The sequence below is a fragment of the Chloroflexus islandicus genome (genome assembly GCF_001650695.1).
Classification (GTDB): Bacteria; Chloroflexota; Chloroflexia; order Chloroflexales; family Chloroflexaceae; genus Chloroflexus; species Chloroflexus islandicus.
This window is the reverse complement of record NZ_LWQS01000035.1, coordinates 1-17,687: the sequence shown is the minus strand read 5'-3', so window position 1 is coordinate 17,687 and position 17,687 is coordinate 1. Positions and strand designations below refer to the sequence as shown.

The following is a 17,687-nucleotide window of genomic DNA, read 5'->3' as shown; positions in this document are numbered from 1 at the left end:
CGTGCTGGTGGTATTGTACCGAGAGCGTCGCACGATGGCAACATCATCACCTCTGCCACAATACCGAGCATGCCCGGGACGACCCCGTCCTTGGCCGGTTCCGCAGCATCGTACCCGTGTGCGCAACCGGTATGGTGCATGGAAAGTGGTTGGTCAGCGCAAGTCTCACCGCTAAAGACGCCGAGGACGTGGAGGAGTGCGCTGCCTCCCTGCACTCTCGGCGTCCTCTGCGGTAAAGATTGCGAGGGTAAAGCCGGTTGCGTGTCGCACCGTCATCATAGTTGTTCGGAATAGCCACAAAAAGACCCAAACGGCACAAAACTCGATGGAACACCATACAATGCGCCGTTAACGTTCTTGCGTCTTTTCGTGGCTATTCCCCATCCTAATCAAGCGTCTTCCTCGTTCCCCCACACCTCAACCGCAATACCGTCACGTTGGCCTTGCCAGAGCGGCACGCGACAGGTGTCGCGCAGCAGCCGTTTCCAGAGTTGGGCGTGCTGGAAGATCTCTTCGTCGGTGGCGAAGAGCTGGAAGACGGTGCGGGCGGCGATTAAGATCAGCTTGTGGCGCGCGCGGCTGAGAGCGACATTGAGCCGGCGCGGATCGAGCAAGAAGCCGCTGGCGGCGCGCAGGTAGTCGGGGTCGCTTTCGGTGGCCGAGACGATAATCACGTCGCGTTCGTCGCCTTGAAAGCGCTCGACGGTATCGACGGTGGCGCCGTCGTGCTCGATCAAGAGCGCCTGCATGATCTCGGGCAGTTGTTCGCGCAGCACCAGCCGTTGGGCGCGGTGAGGCACCACAATGCCAATGCCGGTGGTCGCATCGAGGCCGAGCTGGCCCACCAGCGTCTCGATCAAGGGCCGGATCAGGCTGGCCTCGAACGGGTTGCTGTCTTGGCTTTGCGCTTCGTCGTGGACGATGACCACCAGCGGGTGGCGCGGGTCGAGCGCAGCGGCGACCATAGGGTCGCTGATCGGCGCGGCGGCTAAGGTGGTGTTGCGGCGCGAGAAGTAGGGAATGCCGTCTTGTTCGTAGATGGCGCGGCGCAGAAACGCGGCCAGATCGCGGTGGAGCCGGAAGCTTTCGGCCAACCGCGCCAGCGGCGGCGGCGGATCAAGGTTGAGCAGCGTCTCAAACAGCGAGGCGTAGACGCGGTAGGCTTGGAAGGTGCGCCGGCGTTCGCCGCGCCATTCGTGCTGCACGATCGGCGGCATCTGGCGGTGATCGCCGACTACGATCAGCCGGCCGCTGGGGGTGAGGGCCATCGCCGCCATACAGGCTTCGGGCAGGTTCATCTGCGACGCTTCATCGAGCAGCAGCAGATCGGCGAAGGGTTCGGTGTGGTAGCGTTGATCGCGTTTGAGTAACGACGCAACGGCGAAGGGGGTGGCGGCGACGAAGCAGACCGGCGCGTTGGCAATCGGGCCGATGTTGTCGATCTCTTGCGCCGTTGGCGGCACATCAGCGCGCTCTTTGGGCCGGACGCGGAAGAGCGGCACGGTCAGCAATCGTTCGTCAAAATAGGCGGCGAAGAGATCGGGCTGTTGGGTGCGGATAGCGGCCAGTTTGGCTTGCACCTCGGCAATCTTGCGCAAGAGCACATCGGTGGCGGCGTGGGTCTTGCAACTGAGCAGCACCCGGCAAGGTTGGCCGGCGGCCAGCAAGCCTTGCATGCGGGCCAGCAGGGCAAAAGCCGACGTATAGCTCTTGCCGGTGCCGGGAGGGCCTTGCACCAACAGCGTGGGGGCATCGCCATGGTTAGCGATGTAATCCATCTGGTGTTCATCGAACGGGTGCAACACGCCGGCCTCGGCCAGCGCGCGCAACCCGGCGACGAACTGGGCATGGCCAGCCTGCGCCGCCGCCGGCAGCGCGACCTGCACTCCAGCGGGATCGGTCAAACGCGCGTAGAGGGCATTGGCCGCCCCTTGGCGCAATTCCTGCACCACCTCCATACAGCGCTGGCCGTAGATGTCGTTGGGATCGGTCTCGATCGTGTAAACCTCGCCGGGTTGCGGCCATCGCCAATTACTGTCAAAGGTGAACCGCCGGTCGCCTTTATTGTAGCGGGTGTCTGGCTTCAGCAACACCAACCCGTCCGGTTCAATCGCCACCAGCGTGGCCCGCGGCTGATAGAGCAGTTGACGGGCAGTGGTGGTGAACGGTTCGCGCTGATCGGGCGGCAACCGTTCATCAACACTCCAGCGCGGGGCGAGAATGACCTTATCGCCGGGCGAGAGGCTGGTCAGACGCAACGCCGTTGCCAAATCGCACTCAACCTCGCTGAGATCAATCCGCAGGCGCAGCGGCACATCGGGCAGCGGCAATGGCTCAACCTGCTTTTTCTGCTCAGCCTTCAACCGCACCCCTTTCCGCCCGCCGGTTAATTCCGCCTTCAACGCCTGCCGGCGCTCGTTTTCGGCCAGCGTCTCAAGCAAAGCCGGGTCTTGATCGGCCAGCTCATAGCGCACGATTAAACTCGTGCCAGCCAGCACCCGCTGTTCGGGAGGCGGCAGATGCTGCTGGCCCCACGTCACCAGCGCCACGTACCGCTCGATGAGCAGAAACTCGGCTAGCGCATCGGCCAGTGTGCGCGCTTGGCGGGAATATTCGACAATACACGACAGATCGAATGGCGGCTTGGTGGTGAGCGGGTTGCGCGGCAGCTTATCGGCCAGCAGCTCGAGCGCGTGCAGCCGCTTCTCGACAAAACCGATCACGTGCGTGCGTTTGACCTGCCGGTAATCGATCAAGTCATCATCGCCGCGATCGGGTGGCGGCGGCAGCGCCTGCCACGCCGCGTAGAGATACTCGAGCGGAATCTGATTGTTGAAGCGCACCCGCCGCGTATACCAGCCCAAATCCTTGTCATTACCCAGATCGTCGAAGACGCGCCGGTAAAAGAGCCGGCGATACTCACCCCAATCAAACCGCTGCATCTGCGCCAGCCGCGCCAGCGAATCATAGGCCAGCGGGTCGTTGCGGAACCGGCGGCGCTCGCTGATCAGCACCGTGACCATGGACGCTTCAAAACCGGCGCTCTGCGCGGCCAGATCGTAGAGCGGGGTCGAGCCGAAGACCTGCGGCTGGCGAGCCAGCCCGTCGAGCAGGTTTTGCAGGCTGAACGAATCGGGCACGATCAAATGGATGGGCGCGCGCAGAAGACCCTCGGCGTCAGGCACGGCCACCTTGGCGATCGCCTGCAACAGCGCGCCAATCCACTCTGCCAGCAACCGTCCCTCATCAGCCGGCGACTGCGGCGGTTGATCGAGCAGCTTGATCACCGTCTCGCGCCGGGCCGGCACGCCATTCTCATACCCCACCACCAACGCGCCGAGCAACACCAGCATCCCCTGCGTATGGTCATAAAGCGGGTCGATATAGACGGCGATCAGGTTAGGATGCAGATCGGCGCTTACCGCGGGCAGCGAGCTATGGCCTTTGTAGGGTAGATAAGAGGTGGTGGCGAGCTGGTCGCCCCGCCAGCGGCGAAACGCGCGGGCACGGTGGATCAGCTCATCGAGACGGGGAGCCAGCGTGGGATGGCTGAGCAGTTGGCTGATTAAGGAACGATGGCGTTCCGGCGTGATCAACCGCTCGCCGTCGAACTCTTTGAGTAGAGCAAGTTGGTTCGCGGTAGTAATGCCGTGCGCGCGTAAGGCCGACTTCTCTGGCTCGGTGAGCGACGGGATGAGCGAGAGGTCCTCGTGGGTGGCGGCCCAGCGCATGCAGACCTCGTTGTAGAGGCAGCCATCACACTTAGCGGTGAGGTGAAACGGCAACTCGGCAAACGGCGCGGCGGCGGTCGCGGCCAAGATCGAATCTGGCCCGGCCAGCAAGGTCTCGATCTCAGCCAGATAGGGCACCGGATCGGCAATCAGCTCAAGCTGGGCCGTAGTCACGCCGAGCAGATCGAACGCCTGTTGCCGTTCGCATTCGATCCGCCGCCGTTCGGCAGGGGTTTGCTGCGGTGACGGCAACTCGCCGCGGTAGAGCACACCGAGCCGGATGGACGCCAGCCTCACGCCGGCAGCGCCGGTGATTTGTTCGAGCAGGAGCTGGTAACAGGCCAATTGCAAGCGATGCTCGATCTTGGCCGCCGCCGAACTTTTGGCGTCAATAATGACGGCGTGGCAAGCGCCAGCATCATCGCAGGACAGCAACAGCAGATCGACATCGCCGCTCATGGCCCAACCGTGTAACTGGGAGGCCAAACGCGGTTGAAACAGCACTTGGGCCGTGTTCGGCGCGAGCTGCTGGATGTGGGCAATGACGATGTGATTGTGATCGGCGGTCATAAACGCCGGATCACCCTGCTGGCGGCGCTGCGCGCAGTGAACCGCCTGCGGAAACCGCTCGCGCACCTGTGCCTCGATCGCCTGCTCGAACCGGCGTCCGGCGATGGTCAGCATCGGCGGGATGGGCTGAAGCGCCATACCATAGCGAGGCAGCCAGTTTAGCTCCTTCCGGCGTTCGTGCAGGCGCAAACGCAGGTAGCGCCTACACTGATCGAGCCGCAGATACTGGGCAAGGTCGGTGGGAGAAATCGCCTGCGGTTGGGCCGGATCAAGCGCTAACGGCGGCAAGTGATCGTCGATCGTCTCAAGCCGCCGGTTCATCGAACACCCCCGGTTCTGGCTTGGGCTCGATCCGGTTACGCAGCATGCGCTCGAAAGCGCCTACTTGGCGCGGGCCGATCGCGCGGGCCGAGATCAGCAACACCTGCCCATTGATCAGTTGCAGCTCGTAAACGCCGCCAAGCTTGCGCCATGCGCGTACCTTCGACCACGGGATTTCGCTGCGCCCACTGCGCGCGCTGACGATCAACGTCTCGCGTCCCAATTCGTAGCGCGTTGGCTGGTAAATCGGCAGATCGCGGTTACGGCTCTGGCGTTGGATGAGCACAAAACCGGTGATGGCATAGACCAAAAACGGGATCCAGCCGCCGAGCAGGGCCGGTGCTTGCGGGATGCTCGGATCGTAGATCACGAATGCGGTCAAGATCGCGGCGACAAACGCAAACACATAGAAAATCGGCCGGCGAAAATAACGGCTCAGTGCGTGGCGAGTAAACTCGCGTTGGCTAATCGTGCTCTCGATAATCATGGCCAGTTACCACTAAAAGGCATTCCACTTCACCAATATTAATTCATTTCCACCCTGAGGCAAGACTCGATGTTGTAAATCATCGAGCAGATGGCGCGACAAAAACAGCCCCAACCCGCCGGCGCGCTGCTGGCCACGCCCGATCAAATTGCGCGGCAGCGGCACATTGAGCGGGTTGAAGGCCGGCGCGGCATCACAAATGCGCACACACAGCGAATCACCATCGTTCCAGACATCGACCCAAATGGGGCCAGCTTGGCCGCCGTAGCCGTAGGTGATCGCATTGGAAATCAGCTCGTTGGCCGCATACACAATATCGTCGATACTATCCCGGCGAGCGCCGATATTGCTGGCCGCATCAGTAATGAAACGCCGGATCTGTTTGAGGCTGCGGAGGTCGGCGTTAAAGGCGAATGATGCGGACATACTATCTCCGGTATAAGGTGGGGATTCGGCAAACACATCGTGCATGATACCATAGGGTGAGCGAGTAGTGAATTCAGGAACGTTCAATACTTCTATTAGGTAATGCTAAGGAGTGTTCGATAATGCATGAAGCGGTTGACTTTCTCATTCGCCTCTTGCGCACGCCGTCGTTGTCGGGCCACGAAGCGGCGGCGGTGCAGGTGATGGTCGAGCAGATGGCGGCATTCGGCTGGGAAGCGTTCGTCGATGAGTCGGGCAGCGCGGTGGGGCATGTAGGTACAAGCGGGCCGCTGGTGGTGTTGCTCGGCCATATCGACACGGTGCCGGGTGAGGTGCCGGTGCGGATCGAGAATGGCAAACTGTACGGAAGAGGGGCGGTTGATGCCAAGGGGCCGCTGGCAACGTTTGTATGGGCCGCGCGGCGGGCCGAATTGGCCGGCATGCTCAACTGCCGGCTGGCGATCGTTGGCGCGACCGAGGAAGAGGCGGCGAGTTCGCGCGGCGCCCATGCCGCCCGCGACCGCTATCGCCCGGCGTTCTGCGTGATCGGCGAGCCGAGCGGCTGGGATCGGATTACGCTTGGCTACAAAGGTCGCCTGCTTGCCCACTACCGCTACGCCCAGCCGGCAGCTCACAGCGCCGGCGAGCAGCGGGCCGCGCCGGAACAGATGGTCGACATTTGGCGCGCGGTTGAACACCATTGCCAGACGGTCAATGCCGGGCGCGAGCGGTTGTTCGAGCAATTAATCCCCTCGCTGCGCCGGGTGCAGAGCGGTAGCGATGGCATCACCGAATGGGTCGAGGCGACGGTTGGCCTGCGCCTGCCGCCCGGCGTCGATCCGGACGCGCTGGCCGGGACGCTGCGCGAGCTGGCTGGCCCGGCTGAGGTGACGTTTGAAGGGGCATGCCCGGCCTTCCAAAGCCCGCGCACCACGCCGCTGGCCAGCGCCTTTGTGCGCGCGATTCGCCAGCACGGCGGCCAACCCGCCTTCTTGCACAAGACCGGCACCGCCGATATGAATGTGGTCGGGCCGGCGTGGCAATGCCCGATCGTCGCCTACGGGCCGGGCGATTCGCGCCTCGACCACACCCCCGACGAGCACGTCGAGCTGGCTGAGTACGAGCGGGCGATTGCGGTGTTGGCCGAGGTGCTGGGGCAATTGCGATGATGGGGAGATAGGGAGGTGGGGAGATAGGGAGGTGGGGAGGTAGGGAGATGGGGAGATAGGGAGATGGGGAGATAGGGAGATGGGGAGATGGGGAGGTAGGGAGATGGGGAGGTAGGGAGATGGGGAGATAGGGAGATGGGGAGGTAGGGAGATGGGGAGGTAGGGAGATGGGGAGGTAGGGAGATGGGGAGATAGGGAGATGGGGAGATAGGGAGATAGGGAGATGGGGAGATAGGGAGATGGGGAGGTAGGGAGATGGGGAGGTAGGGAGATGGGGAGATAGGGAGATGGGGAGGTAGGGAGATGGGGAGATAGGGAGATAGGGAGATAGGGAGATAGGGAGATGGGGAGGTAGGGAGATGGGGAGATAGGGAGGTAGGGAGATGGGGAGGTAGGGAGGTTGACAATTCCCAATCCCTACTCCCTACTCCCTATTCCCTACTCCCCCCTTCATTGACGCACAGCAGCAATTGTGGTACTATCGCCGCAATTGAATATAAGCAATTGCGGGGCAACAACCCCGCCAGTAGGGAGCCCGGAGGAAGCGAAGGGCTTAATTGGGGGAAGTCCGGTCAAAAGCCGGCGCAGTCCACGCTACTGTAGGTCGCCGTTGGCGACGAGCCAGAATGCCCGTCCCTGCTTGTTCGCTGTCACACCCGCGCTGGAAAGGGGGTGAGGCGCGCGCAAGATCGGCATCCGTCTTGCTTTCGTCGTTACACCCTTCCACAGCCGTGGAAGGGATTTTTGTTGTTGGGATCATCAAACGATTGCCTTGGTGATGTTGTTTTGAACGAAAGGGATCTGCATGATGCGCCGGGTTCTTGCACTATTCCTTGCCACAGTGTTGAGCGTCGCCGCTTGGCTGCCGGTTGCCGCGCAGGGCACGGCGGTCGAATCGGCGCTAAAGTGGGTAGCCGGCCAACAACAGGCTGACGGCAGCTTTGCCGGCTTTGGGCCGGGTGATACCGCTGACGCGATCGTCGCTTTTGTCGCCGGCGGCCAGCAACCGCCGGCCAATGCCGTGAGCTATCTTGCCGGGCAGTCAGCTACTTACGGCATGTCAACCGCCGGTGCAACGGCTAAGCTGATTTTAGCCGCTGTCGCCGCGCAGAGCGATCCGCTCAACTTTGGCGGGAGCAATCTGGCCCAACAGCTCGGTTTTGCGTACAACCCAGCCACCGGCCTGTACGGCAGCGATGTCTACGGCCATGCGCTGGCGTTGCTGGCGATCAAGGCTATGGGAGTGCAGCCGCCGGCAGCGGCGATTGACCGGCTGATCGCGTTGCAACTGCGCGATGGCGGTTGGAGCTTCGACGGCGCCGCGGCGACCGGCAGCGATACGAATACCACTGCGTTAGCGGTGATGGCGCTGGCTGGCCGGGCCCGCGCCGCCGATGCCTTGAATGCGGCGCGCGCCTACCTGCGCGGCCAGCAAAACCCTGATGGCGGCTTCCCCTACTCGCAGGCGTCGCCGTTCGGCAATGCCAGCGATGCCAACTCGACGGCAGCGGTGACGATGGCGATCATTGCCCTCGGCGAAGATCCCAGCGGCGCAGCGTGGAAGCAAGGCGACGCAACGCCGCTCAGCGCGTTGGCCGCTTTCCAAAACAGCAGCGGCGCGTTCCGCTATCAGAACGCGATGCCCGATGATAATGCGCTGGCCACGTATCAGGCCATTCCGGCGCTGGCCGGGAAGACATTGCCGGTGGTGACGGCCTCGATCCCGGCGGCGCAAAGCCTGATTGCGCCGGCGACGACGTTGCCGCGCACCGCAGGCGCAGCGCAGCCGCTGTTGCCGCTGCTGGCGCTGGCCGGCTTGCTGGCGCTCGCGGCAGGGGTCGCGGTGCGGCGGGCACAGGCGGGATAACGAGAAGCTGGCTTGCAGGGCACAGCGCTGCTGTGCCTATATGGGCACAGCACGCTGCTGAGGGCACAGCGGCGCTGTGCCCGTACCGTACAGCGATGAAGCAGATTGTTCTACTCGTTGGCTTAATCGCGATCGCGCTCCTCTCCGGCGTGGCTGCCGCCCAGCCGGCGGTGAACCGCGCCGGGGTGGTCGTGCGGTTTGGCAATGGCGAAGTCGTCACTGCGTGCGTCGAGTTTAGCGAGCCGTCGATTAGCGGATTGGAGCTACTCGAACGCAGTGGTTTGCCGGTGATTAGCCAGCAAAGCAGTATCGGCGCGGCGGTGTGCAAGATCGGGCGCGAAGGGTGCGATTATCCGGCCACCAGTTGCTTCTGCGCTCGCGATCAGCAGGGCCGGGCGGTGTATTGGGCCTTCTACCGGCGCGAAGCGGGTGCGTGGCGCTACTCTAACCTCGGCGCGAGCAGCGTGCGGGTCAGCGATGGCGATCTGCACGGGTGGGCATGGGGGCCGGGTGACGCTAGCGGCGGCGCGGTACCACCTAATTTAGAACTTGCCGATGTGTGCCGGAGTGCAGCGGCGGAACCGGTCGCGACGGCTGAGCCTACCGCAACACCATTGCCCACCGCGACGGCAGTGCCTACCGCAACGCCATTGCCCACCGCGACGGCAGTGCCTACCGCGACGCCATTACCCTCAGCGCCGCCAACACCCACCGCAACGCCGATGCCGGAAGCAACAGCAGCACCCACGGCGACAGCAGTGCCCACCGCGACCATGGCGCCCACGGAAACACCGGCCCCCGCAGCCACGGCAACGCCTACCTTGACGGCAGTGCCCACAATGACAGCAGCGCCTACGATGACGGCAGCGCCGGCGGGCGGAGCAGCATCCAACGCGCCGGCGGCGACCGGCAATGGTAATGCCGGGCAATGGCTCGGCTTTGCGGCGCTGGCGGCGTTGTTGATCGGCGGTATTGTCGTGGCGATAGCGAATAAACGAATGGGTGGAACGAATTAACGAATAGGATGTGCCTGTGTAGAGCCGAAGATACCTTGTCTTATCTCGCTGCAACGCCAATGCGCTCACCAATTATGGAATGAGGATAAGGGGTTAACACCACCATGCGCACCAGTATCTGGTTCGTTCGCCATGGCCAAACCGAAGCCAACCGCGCGCGCCGGTATTTGGGCCGCGGCGATAGCCCGCTGACCGAGTACGGCCTACGCCAGCACGCAGCGGCGGCGAACCGGCTGCGTCCGTTGCCCTTTACGCACGCCATTGCCAGCCCTACCCAGCGCACACGCGCATTGGCTGAGACCTTGCTGCAGCATCGTTCCATCCCGTTGCGGGAAGACCCGCGCTGGATTGAGGTTGATCAGGGGTTGTGGGAGGGGTTGACGTACCGCGAAGTGACGCGACGTTTTCCGTCCGATGCCCAAGCACGTTGGGCGCTAGGGGTAGATGGGCGGCCTACCGGCGGCGAGAGTCTGGCCGAGGCGGCGGCGCGGGTGGCGGCGGCGTGGCAGGAGTTGTTAGCAACCTATCGCGGCGGCAGGATTCTGGTGGCGACGCATGCCACGCCTATTCAACTCGTGCTCTGTTTGTGCTGCAATACCCCGATCGCCGATCATTGGCGCTGGCGGATCGATTTGGGGAGTATCACTGCGCTTGATGTCTACGGTGCGTCCATCATTATCCGCACGGTCAATACCGTGCCTCCTCTGGGAGGATGACTATGAGCGAATCGCCGGCTCGGCCCGCCAATGGTCTGCTCGAAGCTATCCGCTTTCTCACCATTATCCCGCTGCCCGGTCTGCCGCCGATGAACGAGCAGAGCGTGGCGCGGGCGATCCCGTGGTTCCCGGCGGCCGGGTTGGTCATCGGTGGCGCCATGGTCGCCGTTGATGCGGTTGCCCGCCCGCTTTGGGGTGATCTCGTGGCGGCAGTGTTGGCCGTCGCGATGTGGGGGATTGTCACCGGTGGCTTGCACCTCGATGGCGTCAGCGATACGTTTGATGCGGTGATGAGCTGGCGTTCGCGTGAGCGCAAGCTCGAGATTATGAAAGACAGCCGGATCGGCGCGATGGGGGCGATTGCGCTGATTATGATCATCTTGCTGAAGGTGGCGTTCATCGCCAGCGCAACCGTGGCATGGCCGGCATTGCTGTTAGCGCCGATGCTTGGCCGCTGGGCCGATTGCTACGGCATCTATCGCTTCCCCCCCGCGCGCGAGGGCGGCTTGGGCCGGATGTTTAACTCACACGTCCAGCAGCGCGATCTCTGGCTCTCGTCGGTACTGATGCTGGGCAGCGCATGGCTGATCGCCGGTCTGGCCGGGATTATCGCGGCGGCGTTGGTGCTCGCGGTCGCGCATCTGCTAGCGCGCTGGTGGGTGCGTGATCTCGGTGGTCTGACCGGTGATACCTACGGCGCGCTGTGCGAGATCGGCGAAGTTGTAGCGTTAGCGGCGCTGACGATCAGGATGTAAATTGGGAATCAAAACACACGGTTGGTTCCCAGCCTCGTCGGGCTTTCTCAACCAACCGCGTTGCGCCTTGGCGTGGCAGAAAGGCTCGCTATGCACACCCGCACATGGCTTTGGTGGCTGGTCGCCGCCGCCGCGATCGCGACGCTGGCCCCGCACCCGCTCTACCATATCTTGTTGATGCTGGCGGTGACGTATGTCTTTGCGGCCCGGCGCGACGATCGCCCGCTAGCGCGCAGCTTTGCACTCTTTGCCCGCGCCGGTGCGATCATCTGGCTCGGCTATGTCATCTTTGCCGTGGTGACGGTGGGCGGGCCGCGGGGGGCGACGGTGCTGGTTGCGTTGCCCGCCGTGCAACTGCCGGTCTGGTTGGGCGGGATTGTGTTGGGTGGGCCGATTACTGCCGAAGCGTTGGCGTGGGGGGCGACGCGCGGGTTGGGGTTGTGGGCCTTGCTGCTGATCTTTGGCGCCTTTAATGCACTGGTCGATCACCACCGGCTGTTGCGACTGGCGCCGCGCTCACTCTTCCACGCCGGGTTAGCCGTTACGATCGCGATTGCCTTTGCGCCGGGGTTAGTGCGCTCCATCCAAACCATCACCGCTGCCCAACGCGCGCGCGGCCACCGCTTTGGCAGCCTGCGCAGTTGGTGGGCGCTGGCCGGGCCGCTGCTGGCCGGCAGCCTCGAACGGGCGCTGCAATTGGCCGAAGCATTGGAGGCGCGCGGTTATGGACGCACGCTCACTGCAACCCCAGACACCGGCCGGATGCTGATGCTGCTGGCCGGCCTCAGCAGTCTGGCAGGCGCACTGATCGGCTGGCTCTGGGCCGGCCCGGCCGCATTTCCGCTGATGGCGCCGCTCGCCGGCGCCGGCCTGCTGCTCACCGGCTGGGCCGCTCGCCAACTCAGCCGGAACGTGCCGCGCACCACCTACCGGCGCGAACGCTGGCGCCGCCACGACACCATCGCCTGCATCGCCGCCGGCATTGCGTTGATCGCCGTCGCCGCGTTGCGCCTGCTCGAACCAGCCGCGCTGGTCTATTACCCCTTCCCCACCGTTTCCATTCCCGCCTTCGATCTGCGGGTGGGCGCCGCCATCATGTTGCTGGCCGTACCTGCCCTACCGCTACGCGCACCTCTGCCGCGCCGCGCCCGCCGGATCGTCGCCGATCGGCGCGCTGCCCGCCGCGCCGCCGCGCAACAGGGCGCGTTCGCTGATTAGCGGGTGGACGTTTTTGGCTTGCCGTACATCACAGTGGATCGTCTGTAACCTGTTCGGCGGGTTAAGACGGCTGTGCATGGATCTGTCATAAGGCGCGTCCACTACCCCTGTTGCGAGGGGCGAGCTTCACCTCGCTCAGCTCAGCTTGCAATGACAACAAGTGAGTGGGAAAACCTCGGAGACAGCGAGCGTACGATATAGGGTTGGACAGGTGTGTACGGATCAGAAACATCCGTGCGTATCGGTCTTGATCCGTTCTAATTCAAAGATTGCGAGCAGCAGGCGCCGCTAAAAACCGTTTCTGACAGACACGGTTGTTGGCCAAATCTTACAATCACTTCTCCCAATTTAGAGATAATGTTTCAAAAAAATTGCCAACTTTTTTGGTTCATGCATCTACGCATTATATCCATGTTTATTTGCATAAATTTCGATCTTTGTTTATACTCTCTGCCAATTGCTTTGGGTTGTAAATCAACTATTTCAAGGTCGCCCCGTCATGAGTCGCGGTGTTGCTATTCTCCTCGATCACGATAGCCCTAGTCGTGCTGAATTAATTGCGCTTTTATATGCGTGGAGTTGGCCGGTGTTAGCAACCACCAATCCAACGCTAGCGACAAAGTATCTTCATGATCGGCGCGTCACGCTCTGGATTGCTAATACCGCACTCTTATCAGTTTCACAGCATGATCTTGCCACAATGCAGGCAGCGCTATTGCCGCACCAGATGCTGGTTTTAGCCGGCTCTTGCGCCGATCTGTCAATTCCTGTTCTATCTCATCTCACATCGCAAGTAATCCACGTTTCGTATCCGATACCAATAGTGAAGCTTCAACCCATCATTTCTTTGATGCTGACCGGTTGTCATGACAACGCTTGGTTGCACAGTGTGCCTGCACAGCCGGTGAGTCAGCCGGATAACGAATTTACGCTTGATGTCGCCCTACGCCGATTATACTTGCATGATCGTGAGATACGGTTAAGCAAGGATGAAATAGCGCTTGTGCAGTATCTCTACGAAGCGAAGGGGCGCGTTTGCCGATACGAAGATTTGGTGCGCCTCATCTTTCCGCCCCATTATGATGAAGCAGAGGCGCGCCACCTCTTGCGCGGACGCATGCGCTACTTACAAACCAAAATTGAGAGTGATCCAAAAAACCCCAAATATCTGGTGTGTGAACGTGGTCTTGGCTATCAGTTACGTCTGCCGGGTGTGCTGAAATATTACGGCGCTCAGCAAAGGATGCCAAAATGATCGTGTAAGGTTTTTGGTGTACGTCCACTAAGGTGTAAAGCGAGCAAAGCCGCAGGAAAGCCGGCTGTCCGGCTCCGCAGCGGGCGCAAAGAATGAAAACGCAAAGACGCCAAGAACGCAGAGGGCGCAAAGCGGTTTGGACTGACTCTCATCCCCCCGCGCCCTCGGCGTCCCCTTCGGTCAACGACCTCCCCCCTCCCCCAGCGGGGGAGGGGTTGGGGGTGGGGGCAACCCCAAGCCGCAAAGCAAGCCAAGACGCAGTAGAGCCGGACGGCTGTCCGGCTCCGCAAAGGACGCAAAGGGTTGGGAATGGGAGCATCCCCCGCGTCCTCGGCGGTAGCAACTTCCGCAAGCGGGAGCCAGCAGCGCCCCCTCTCCCGCCGTCAGGTGGGAGAGGGGGTTGGGGGGTGAGGGCCAGCAGCCCGCGCAGCGGGCTTTGTAAGCCCAGCCCGGCCCTTTAGGGCCGGGTACCGGACTGAACCCCAGCGGGGGAGGGGTTGGGGGTGGGGCCTCTTCAGGGGCTGGGGTGAGGGCAACCCCAAGCCGCAAAGCGGGCCAAGGCGCAACGTAGAGGAAATTTGACGATCGATGCTTCTAACCAGTAAGATGTTTATTAAACGATTCGGTCATTTCCTTTAATAATACTCACGGTTATTAAAGGATCAGATCACAAGGAGGTTCTGCTTGCTGCGGGGCCCGACTGGACGCTATCACATCACGAATGTTGGTGGCGAGACTGTGCGCGCGTTCATTCCTCATCCACTGCCGCCTGAACCGCCGCTCGAACTGACTGCTCAGCGCCAGCAGTTGCTGGAACGAGCTACTCTGGCGTTAGGCCGGCTTGACAGCATCACCTTATTGCTACCGGATCCGGACATCTTTCTGTACGCTTATGTGCGACGCGAAGCTGTGCTTTCATCGCAAATCGAAGGCACCCAGTCGTCATTGGCGCAACTACTCCTTTTCGAGTTAGATGAAGCGCCCGGCGCCCCTATCGATGATGTGATCGAAGTGTCTAATTATGTTGCTGCCCTCGATTACGGTCTGAAGCGATTACAAGACGGCTTTCCCTTCTCGAATCGGCTCATTCGCGACATGCACGCGATACTCTTGCGGCAAGGCCGTGGCAGTGAACGGCAACCCGGTGAATTTCGCCGGTCGCAAAATTGGATCGGCGGAACGCGACCGGGCAATGCGGTGTTTGTGCCACCGCCGCCGGAAGAGGTGCCGGATTGTATGGCGGCGCTAGAGCGGTTTCTGCACGGCGAGCGTAATCCCTATCCTACGCTGATAAAAGCAGCCTTGGCCCATGTGCAATTTGAAACGATCCATCCCTTTCTCGACGGCAATGGGCGTATTGGTCGCCTGTTGATTGCGTTTATCCTCCACCATGACCGGCTCTTATCGCGCCCGCTGCTCTACCTTAGCCTGTACCTCAAGCAACATCGGGCCGAGTACTATCGATTGCTCGATCTCGTGCGCCTGCAAGGTGATTGGGAGGCATGGATCGATTTTTTTCTCGAAGGCGTCGAACAGACCGCAACGAATGCCGTAGACACAGCTAGACGGCTCCTCGCGCTATTCCGGCAACATGAGCAAACTATCCAGCAAACGGGCAGGATTTCGGCGAACGCCTTGCGCGTCTTTCGCGCGCTATGCGAGCGGCCATTGATGAACTTGCCGCAGGTGTGCGCGGGGACTGGCTTGTCTTTTCCGACCGTCAATAAGGCTATGCAGGTCTTGCAACAGATTGGCATCACCCGCGAGATCACTGGACGGCAGCGCAACCGCATTTTTGCGTATCAGGCATACTTGGATGTATTGAATGAGGGAACTGAAGCGTTGTAGGCTTGGTTGCCGTCTTAGCAGCGATGGATGGATCTCCTTGCGCGCAACGTCATGTTCGAGCACACTCTAATCGCAGAGGGCGCAGAGTGTGAAAACGCAAAGACGCAGTAAAGCCGGACGGCTGTCCGGCTCCGCAGAGGGCGCAAAGGGTTGGGAATGGGATCATCCTCGGCGTCCTCGGCGATAGCAACCTTCGTGAGCGAGATCCAGCAGCGCCCCCTCTCCCCCTGTCAGGTGGGAGAGGGGGTTGGGGGGTGAGGGCCAGCAGCCCGCGCAGCGGGCTTCGTCAGCCTAGCCCGGCCCTTTAGGGCCGGGTACCGGACTGAACCCCAGCGGGGGAGGGCTGGGGTGAGGGCAACCCCCAAGCCGCAGCGCAAGCCAAGGCACAGAGGGTGAAAACGCAAAGACGCCAAGACCGCAAAGGGCGCAAAGCATTTAGAAAAGGATCACCCTCCGCGTCTGCAGCAGTACCCTTTCCCCCCTCCCCCAGCGGGGGAGGGGTTGGGGGTGGGGCCTCTTCCCCCAGCGGGGGAGGGCTGGGGTGAGGGCAACCCCCAAGCCGCAGCGCAAGCCAAGGCGCAGAGGGTGAAAACGCAAAGACGCCAAGACCGCAAAGGGCGCAAAGCAGTTTGAACTGACTCTCATCCCCCTGCATCCTCTGCGCCCCCTGCGGTCAACAACATTCCCCCTCCCCCAGCGGGGGAGGGGTTGGGGGTGGGGCCTCTTCTCCCAGCGGGGGAGGGCTGGGGTGAGGGCAACCCCAACCCGCAAAGCCAGCAAAGATACAGGGAAACTTTACAAACCCAATGTATTCACATAATCGCGAATTGCTTCCACAAAACGCCGCGCATCGTGAATGCTTTCATTCGCAATCTGCACATCCGGTCATTCAATATCCGCATAATCGTGTCGCTGCCGGCGTTGAAATGCTAAATGCAGCGATCTTGACAACTCTGGCGGGAAGATGCCCGTCTTCACAAATTCACGATCAAACAAGGCGATAGCGCCGCTGTGTTTTGACGACACCAACTGTCGCGTTGCTAGCAGGCCGAGCAGTGCATAAAACATCGCATAGTAAGCACGGTTCACTGCCCCGCGATAGGAACCGGCATCGCGTAAGATTTCCGCTTCGGTCAAGGTCTCAGTTGCTTCAAGCAGCCGGTATTTCACGAGCGCTGAGACTGAATCTTCGCTCATACCGCCACCCCTTCGTTTTTGATGTGGGTGATGAGCGGATTCGCCAACGTATCTTTCGTCACCACGAGCGGAGCAATGACGAGTCCGGCTGCGAAACCCACTTCCCATGCCAGCTCGTCGATGCGCCGGCGTAACTCTGTTGGAGCGGTTTCGAGCATAATGAACAGATCGAGATCCGACTCCCATGTCGCTTCGCCGCGCGCGCGTGAGCCAAACACCCGGACATCGACCGGTTGGCATAATTCAGTAAGGTGGCGTTTGAAGATCGCCACCACTTGCCGGTCATGGTCTGAGAGGCGGTTGTGATCAACCGTTGGCGCTTCATCCGGCGCTAATGCGATCGCTGTTGAACCTTTGCCGTCAGCGATCGCTAGCGCGCGCCGTTCAGATTCATCGAGAAATTGCCATTGCATAGCGATTGGCGGTTAGATATGCGGAGGTTGGGCAGATAAGGCAGTGTACTGCTTCCATTGTACCACGTCACGGGGTGGAGGGTCAGGCGCAAGCCGCAGCAATGCTGTTCCCGCACGATCATCGGAGCGTGCAATGCGCACAGCCGCAAAGATGCCAAGACCGCAGAGGGCGCAAAGGATGGAAACGCAAAGGCGCAGTAGAGCCGGACGGCTGTCCGGCTCCGCAGAGGGCGCAAAGCGGTTTGGACTGACTCTCATCCCCTGCGTCCTCTGCGCTCTCTGCGGTCAACGACCTCCCCCCTCCCCCAGCGGGGGAGGGGTTGGGGGTGGGGGCCTCTTCCCCCATCGGGGGAGGGCTGGGGTGGGGGCAACGACACAAGGCGCAAAGTAAGCAAAGACGCAGTAGAGCCGGACGGCTGTCCGGCTCCGCAGAGGGCGCAAAGGGTTGGGAATGGGATCATCCCCCGCGTCCTCGGCGGTAGCAACCTCCGTGAGCGAGATCCAGCAGCGCCCCCTCTCCCGCCGTCAGGTGGGAGAGGGGGTTGGGGAGTGAGGGCAACAGCCCGCGCAGCGGGCTTCGTAAGCCTAGCCCGGCCCTTTAGGGCCGGGTACCGGACTGAACCCCATCGGGGGAGGGCTGGGGTGGGGGCAACGACACAAGGCGCAAAGTAAGCAAAGACGCAGTAGAGCCGGACGGC

The 17,687-nt window shown here is 61.7% G+C and carries 13 protein-coding genes and 1 riboswitch; of the genes, 8 read left to right on the top strand and 5 right to left on the bottom strand.

The annotated features are described in order from the left end of the window. Window positions 1-389: 389 nt before the first annotated feature. Genes A6A03_RS03190 through A6A03_RS03180 form a run of 3 tightly spaced genes read right to left on the bottom strand, consistent with a single transcriptional unit; the run spans window position 390 to window position 5,535 of the window. The gene (locus A6A03_RS03190) at window positions 390-4,622 is read right to left on the bottom strand and encodes a bifunctional RecB family nuclease/DEAD/DEAH box helicase (protein ID WP_066783506.1); all 4,233 of its coding nucleotides are present in this window, start codon (window positions 4,620-4,622) and stop codon (window positions 390-392) included. Then, entirely contained in the window at window positions 4,606-5,109 is a 504-nt protein-coding gene (locus tag A6A03_RS03185; RefSeq protein ID WP_066783504.1) for a YcxB family protein, read from the bottom strand. The genes A6A03_RS03190 and A6A03_RS03185 overlap by 17 nt, the downstream gene beginning before the upstream one ends. 12 nt (window positions 5,110-5,121) lie before the next feature. Continuing rightward, the gene (locus tag A6A03_RS03180) at window positions 5,122-5,535 is read right to left on the bottom strand and encodes an ATP-binding protein (RefSeq protein WP_066783502.1); all 414 of its coding nucleotides are present in this window, start codon (window positions 5,533-5,535) and stop codon (window positions 5,122-5,124) included. 122 nt (window positions 5,536-5,657) lie between these two features. On the opposite strand from A6A03_RS03180, the gene A6A03_RS03175 reads away from it, so the two are divergent. From A6A03_RS03175 to A6A03_RS03140, 8 genes are all read left to right on the top strand, one after another. Continuing rightward, window positions 5,658-6,704 carry a [LysW]-lysine hydrolase gene (locus A6A03_RS03175; RefSeq protein ID WP_172812276.1) on the top strand — a complete coding sequence of 349 codons (1,047 nt, stop codon included), beginning with the start codon at window positions 5,658-5,660 and terminating at the stop codon, window positions 6,702-6,704. A 512-nt stretch (window positions 6,705-7,216) separates the two neighbouring features. Further along, a riboswitch (cobalamin riboswitch) is annotated at window positions 7,217-7,357 on the top strand. A gap of 152 nt (window positions 7,358-7,509) precedes the next feature. Beyond that, on the top strand, window positions 7,510-8,571 hold the full coding sequence (locus tag A6A03_RS03170; protein WP_245668802.1) for a prenyltransferase/squalene oxidase repeat-containing protein: 1,062 nt from the start codon (window positions 7,510-7,512) through the stop codon (window positions 8,569-8,571). A gap of 95 nt (window positions 8,572-8,666) precedes the next feature. Beyond that, window positions 8,667-9,587: an adhesin family cell surface protein gene (locus A6A03_RS03165; RefSeq protein WP_066783499.1), complete on the top strand. Its 921-nt coding sequence runs from the start codon at window positions 8,667-8,669 to the stop codon at window positions 9,585-9,587. Window positions 9,588-9,691: 104 nt separating this feature from the next. Continuing rightward, the gene (locus A6A03_RS03160; protein WP_066783498.1) at window positions 9,692-10,303 is read left to right on the top strand and encodes a histidine phosphatase family protein; all 612 of its coding nucleotides are present in this window, start codon (window positions 9,692-9,694) and stop codon (window positions 10,301-10,303) included. Window positions 10,304-10,305: 2 nt separating this feature from the next. After that, window positions 10,306-11,058, top strand: a complete 753-nt coding sequence (gene cobS, locus A6A03_RS03155) for an adenosylcobinamide-GDP ribazoletransferase (RefSeq protein ID WP_066783497.1) — start codon at window positions 10,306-10,308, stop codon at window positions 11,056-11,058. A 90-nt stretch (window positions 11,059-11,148) separates the two neighbouring features. Then, entirely contained in the window at window positions 11,149-12,276 is a 1,128-nt protein-coding gene (locus A6A03_RS03150; RefSeq protein WP_066783496.1) for an energy-coupling factor transporter transmembrane component T, read from the top strand. 499 nt (window positions 12,277-12,775) lie between these two features. Beyond that, window positions 12,776-13,531, top strand: coding sequence for a winged helix-turn-helix domain-containing protein (locus A6A03_RS03145; protein WP_082908910.1), 756 nt, complete (start codon window positions 12,776-12,778; stop codon window positions 13,529-13,531). Window positions 13,532-14,215: 684 nt separating this feature from the next. Further along, entirely contained in the window at window positions 14,216-15,379 is a 1,164-nt protein-coding gene (locus A6A03_RS03140) for a Fic family protein (RefSeq protein ID WP_066783493.1), read from the top strand. 885 nt (window positions 15,380-16,264) lie between these two features. Here A6A03_RS03140 and A6A03_RS20585 read toward each other — a convergent pair. Continuing rightward, window positions 16,265-16,576 (bottom strand): HEPN domain-containing protein, encoded by a 312-nt coding sequence (locus A6A03_RS20585; protein WP_172812275.1) that lies wholly within the window; start codon window positions 16,574-16,576, stop codon window positions 16,265-16,267. Continuing rightward, a complete protein-coding gene (locus A6A03_RS03130; RefSeq protein WP_082908909.1) occupies window positions 16,573-16,989 on the bottom strand; it encodes a nucleotidyltransferase family protein in 417 nt (138 codons plus the stop codon). Before A6A03_RS03130 ends, A6A03_RS20585 begins: the two co-directional genes overlap by 4 nt. Window positions 16,990-17,687: the final 698 nt, after the last annotated feature.

Coding starts and splice junctions, on each gene's coding strand:
- A6A03_RS20585 (WP_172812275.1), bottom strand. CDS start 16,576: ATGAGCGAAGATTCAGTCTCAGCGCTCGTGAAATACCGGCTGCTTGAA.
- A6A03_RS03190 (WP_066783506.1), bottom strand. CDS start 4,622: ATGAACCGGCGGCTTGAGACGATCGACGATCACTTGCCGCCGTTAGCG.
- A6A03_RS03165 (WP_066783499.1), top strand. CDS start 8,667: ATGAAGCAGATTGTTCTACTCGTTGGCTTAATCGCGATCGCGCTCCTC.
- A6A03_RS03170 (WP_245668802.1), top strand. CDS start 7,510: ATGATGCGCCGGGTTCTTGCACTATTCCTTGCCACAGTGTTGAGCGTC.
- A6A03_RS03185 (WP_066783504.1), bottom strand. CDS start 5,109: ATGATTATCGAGAGCACGATTAGCCAACGCGAGTTTACTCGCCACGCA.
- A6A03_RS03130 (WP_082908909.1), bottom strand. CDS start 16,989: ATGCAATGGCAATTTCTCGATGAATCTGAACGGCGCGCGCTAGCGATC.
- cobS (WP_066783497.1), top strand. CDS start 10,306: ATGAGCGAATCGCCGGCTCGGCCCGCCAATGGTCTGCTCGAAGCTATC.
- A6A03_RS03175 (WP_172812276.1), top strand. CDS start 5,658: ATGCATGAAGCGGTTGACTTTCTCATTCGCCTCTTGCGCACGCCGTCG.
- A6A03_RS03150 (WP_066783496.1), top strand. CDS start 11,149: ATGCACACCCGCACATGGCTTTGGTGGCTGGTCGCCGCCGCCGCGATC.
- A6A03_RS03180 (WP_066783502.1), bottom strand. CDS start 5,535: ATGTCCGCATCATTCGCCTTTAACGCCGACCTCCGCAGCCTCAAACAG.
- A6A03_RS03145 (WP_082908910.1), top strand. CDS start 12,776: ATGAGTCGCGGTGTTGCTATTCTCCTCGATCACGATAGCCCTAGTCGT.
- A6A03_RS03160 (WP_066783498.1), top strand. CDS start 9,692: ATGCGCACCAGTATCTGGTTCGTTCGCCATGGCCAAACCGAAGCCAAC.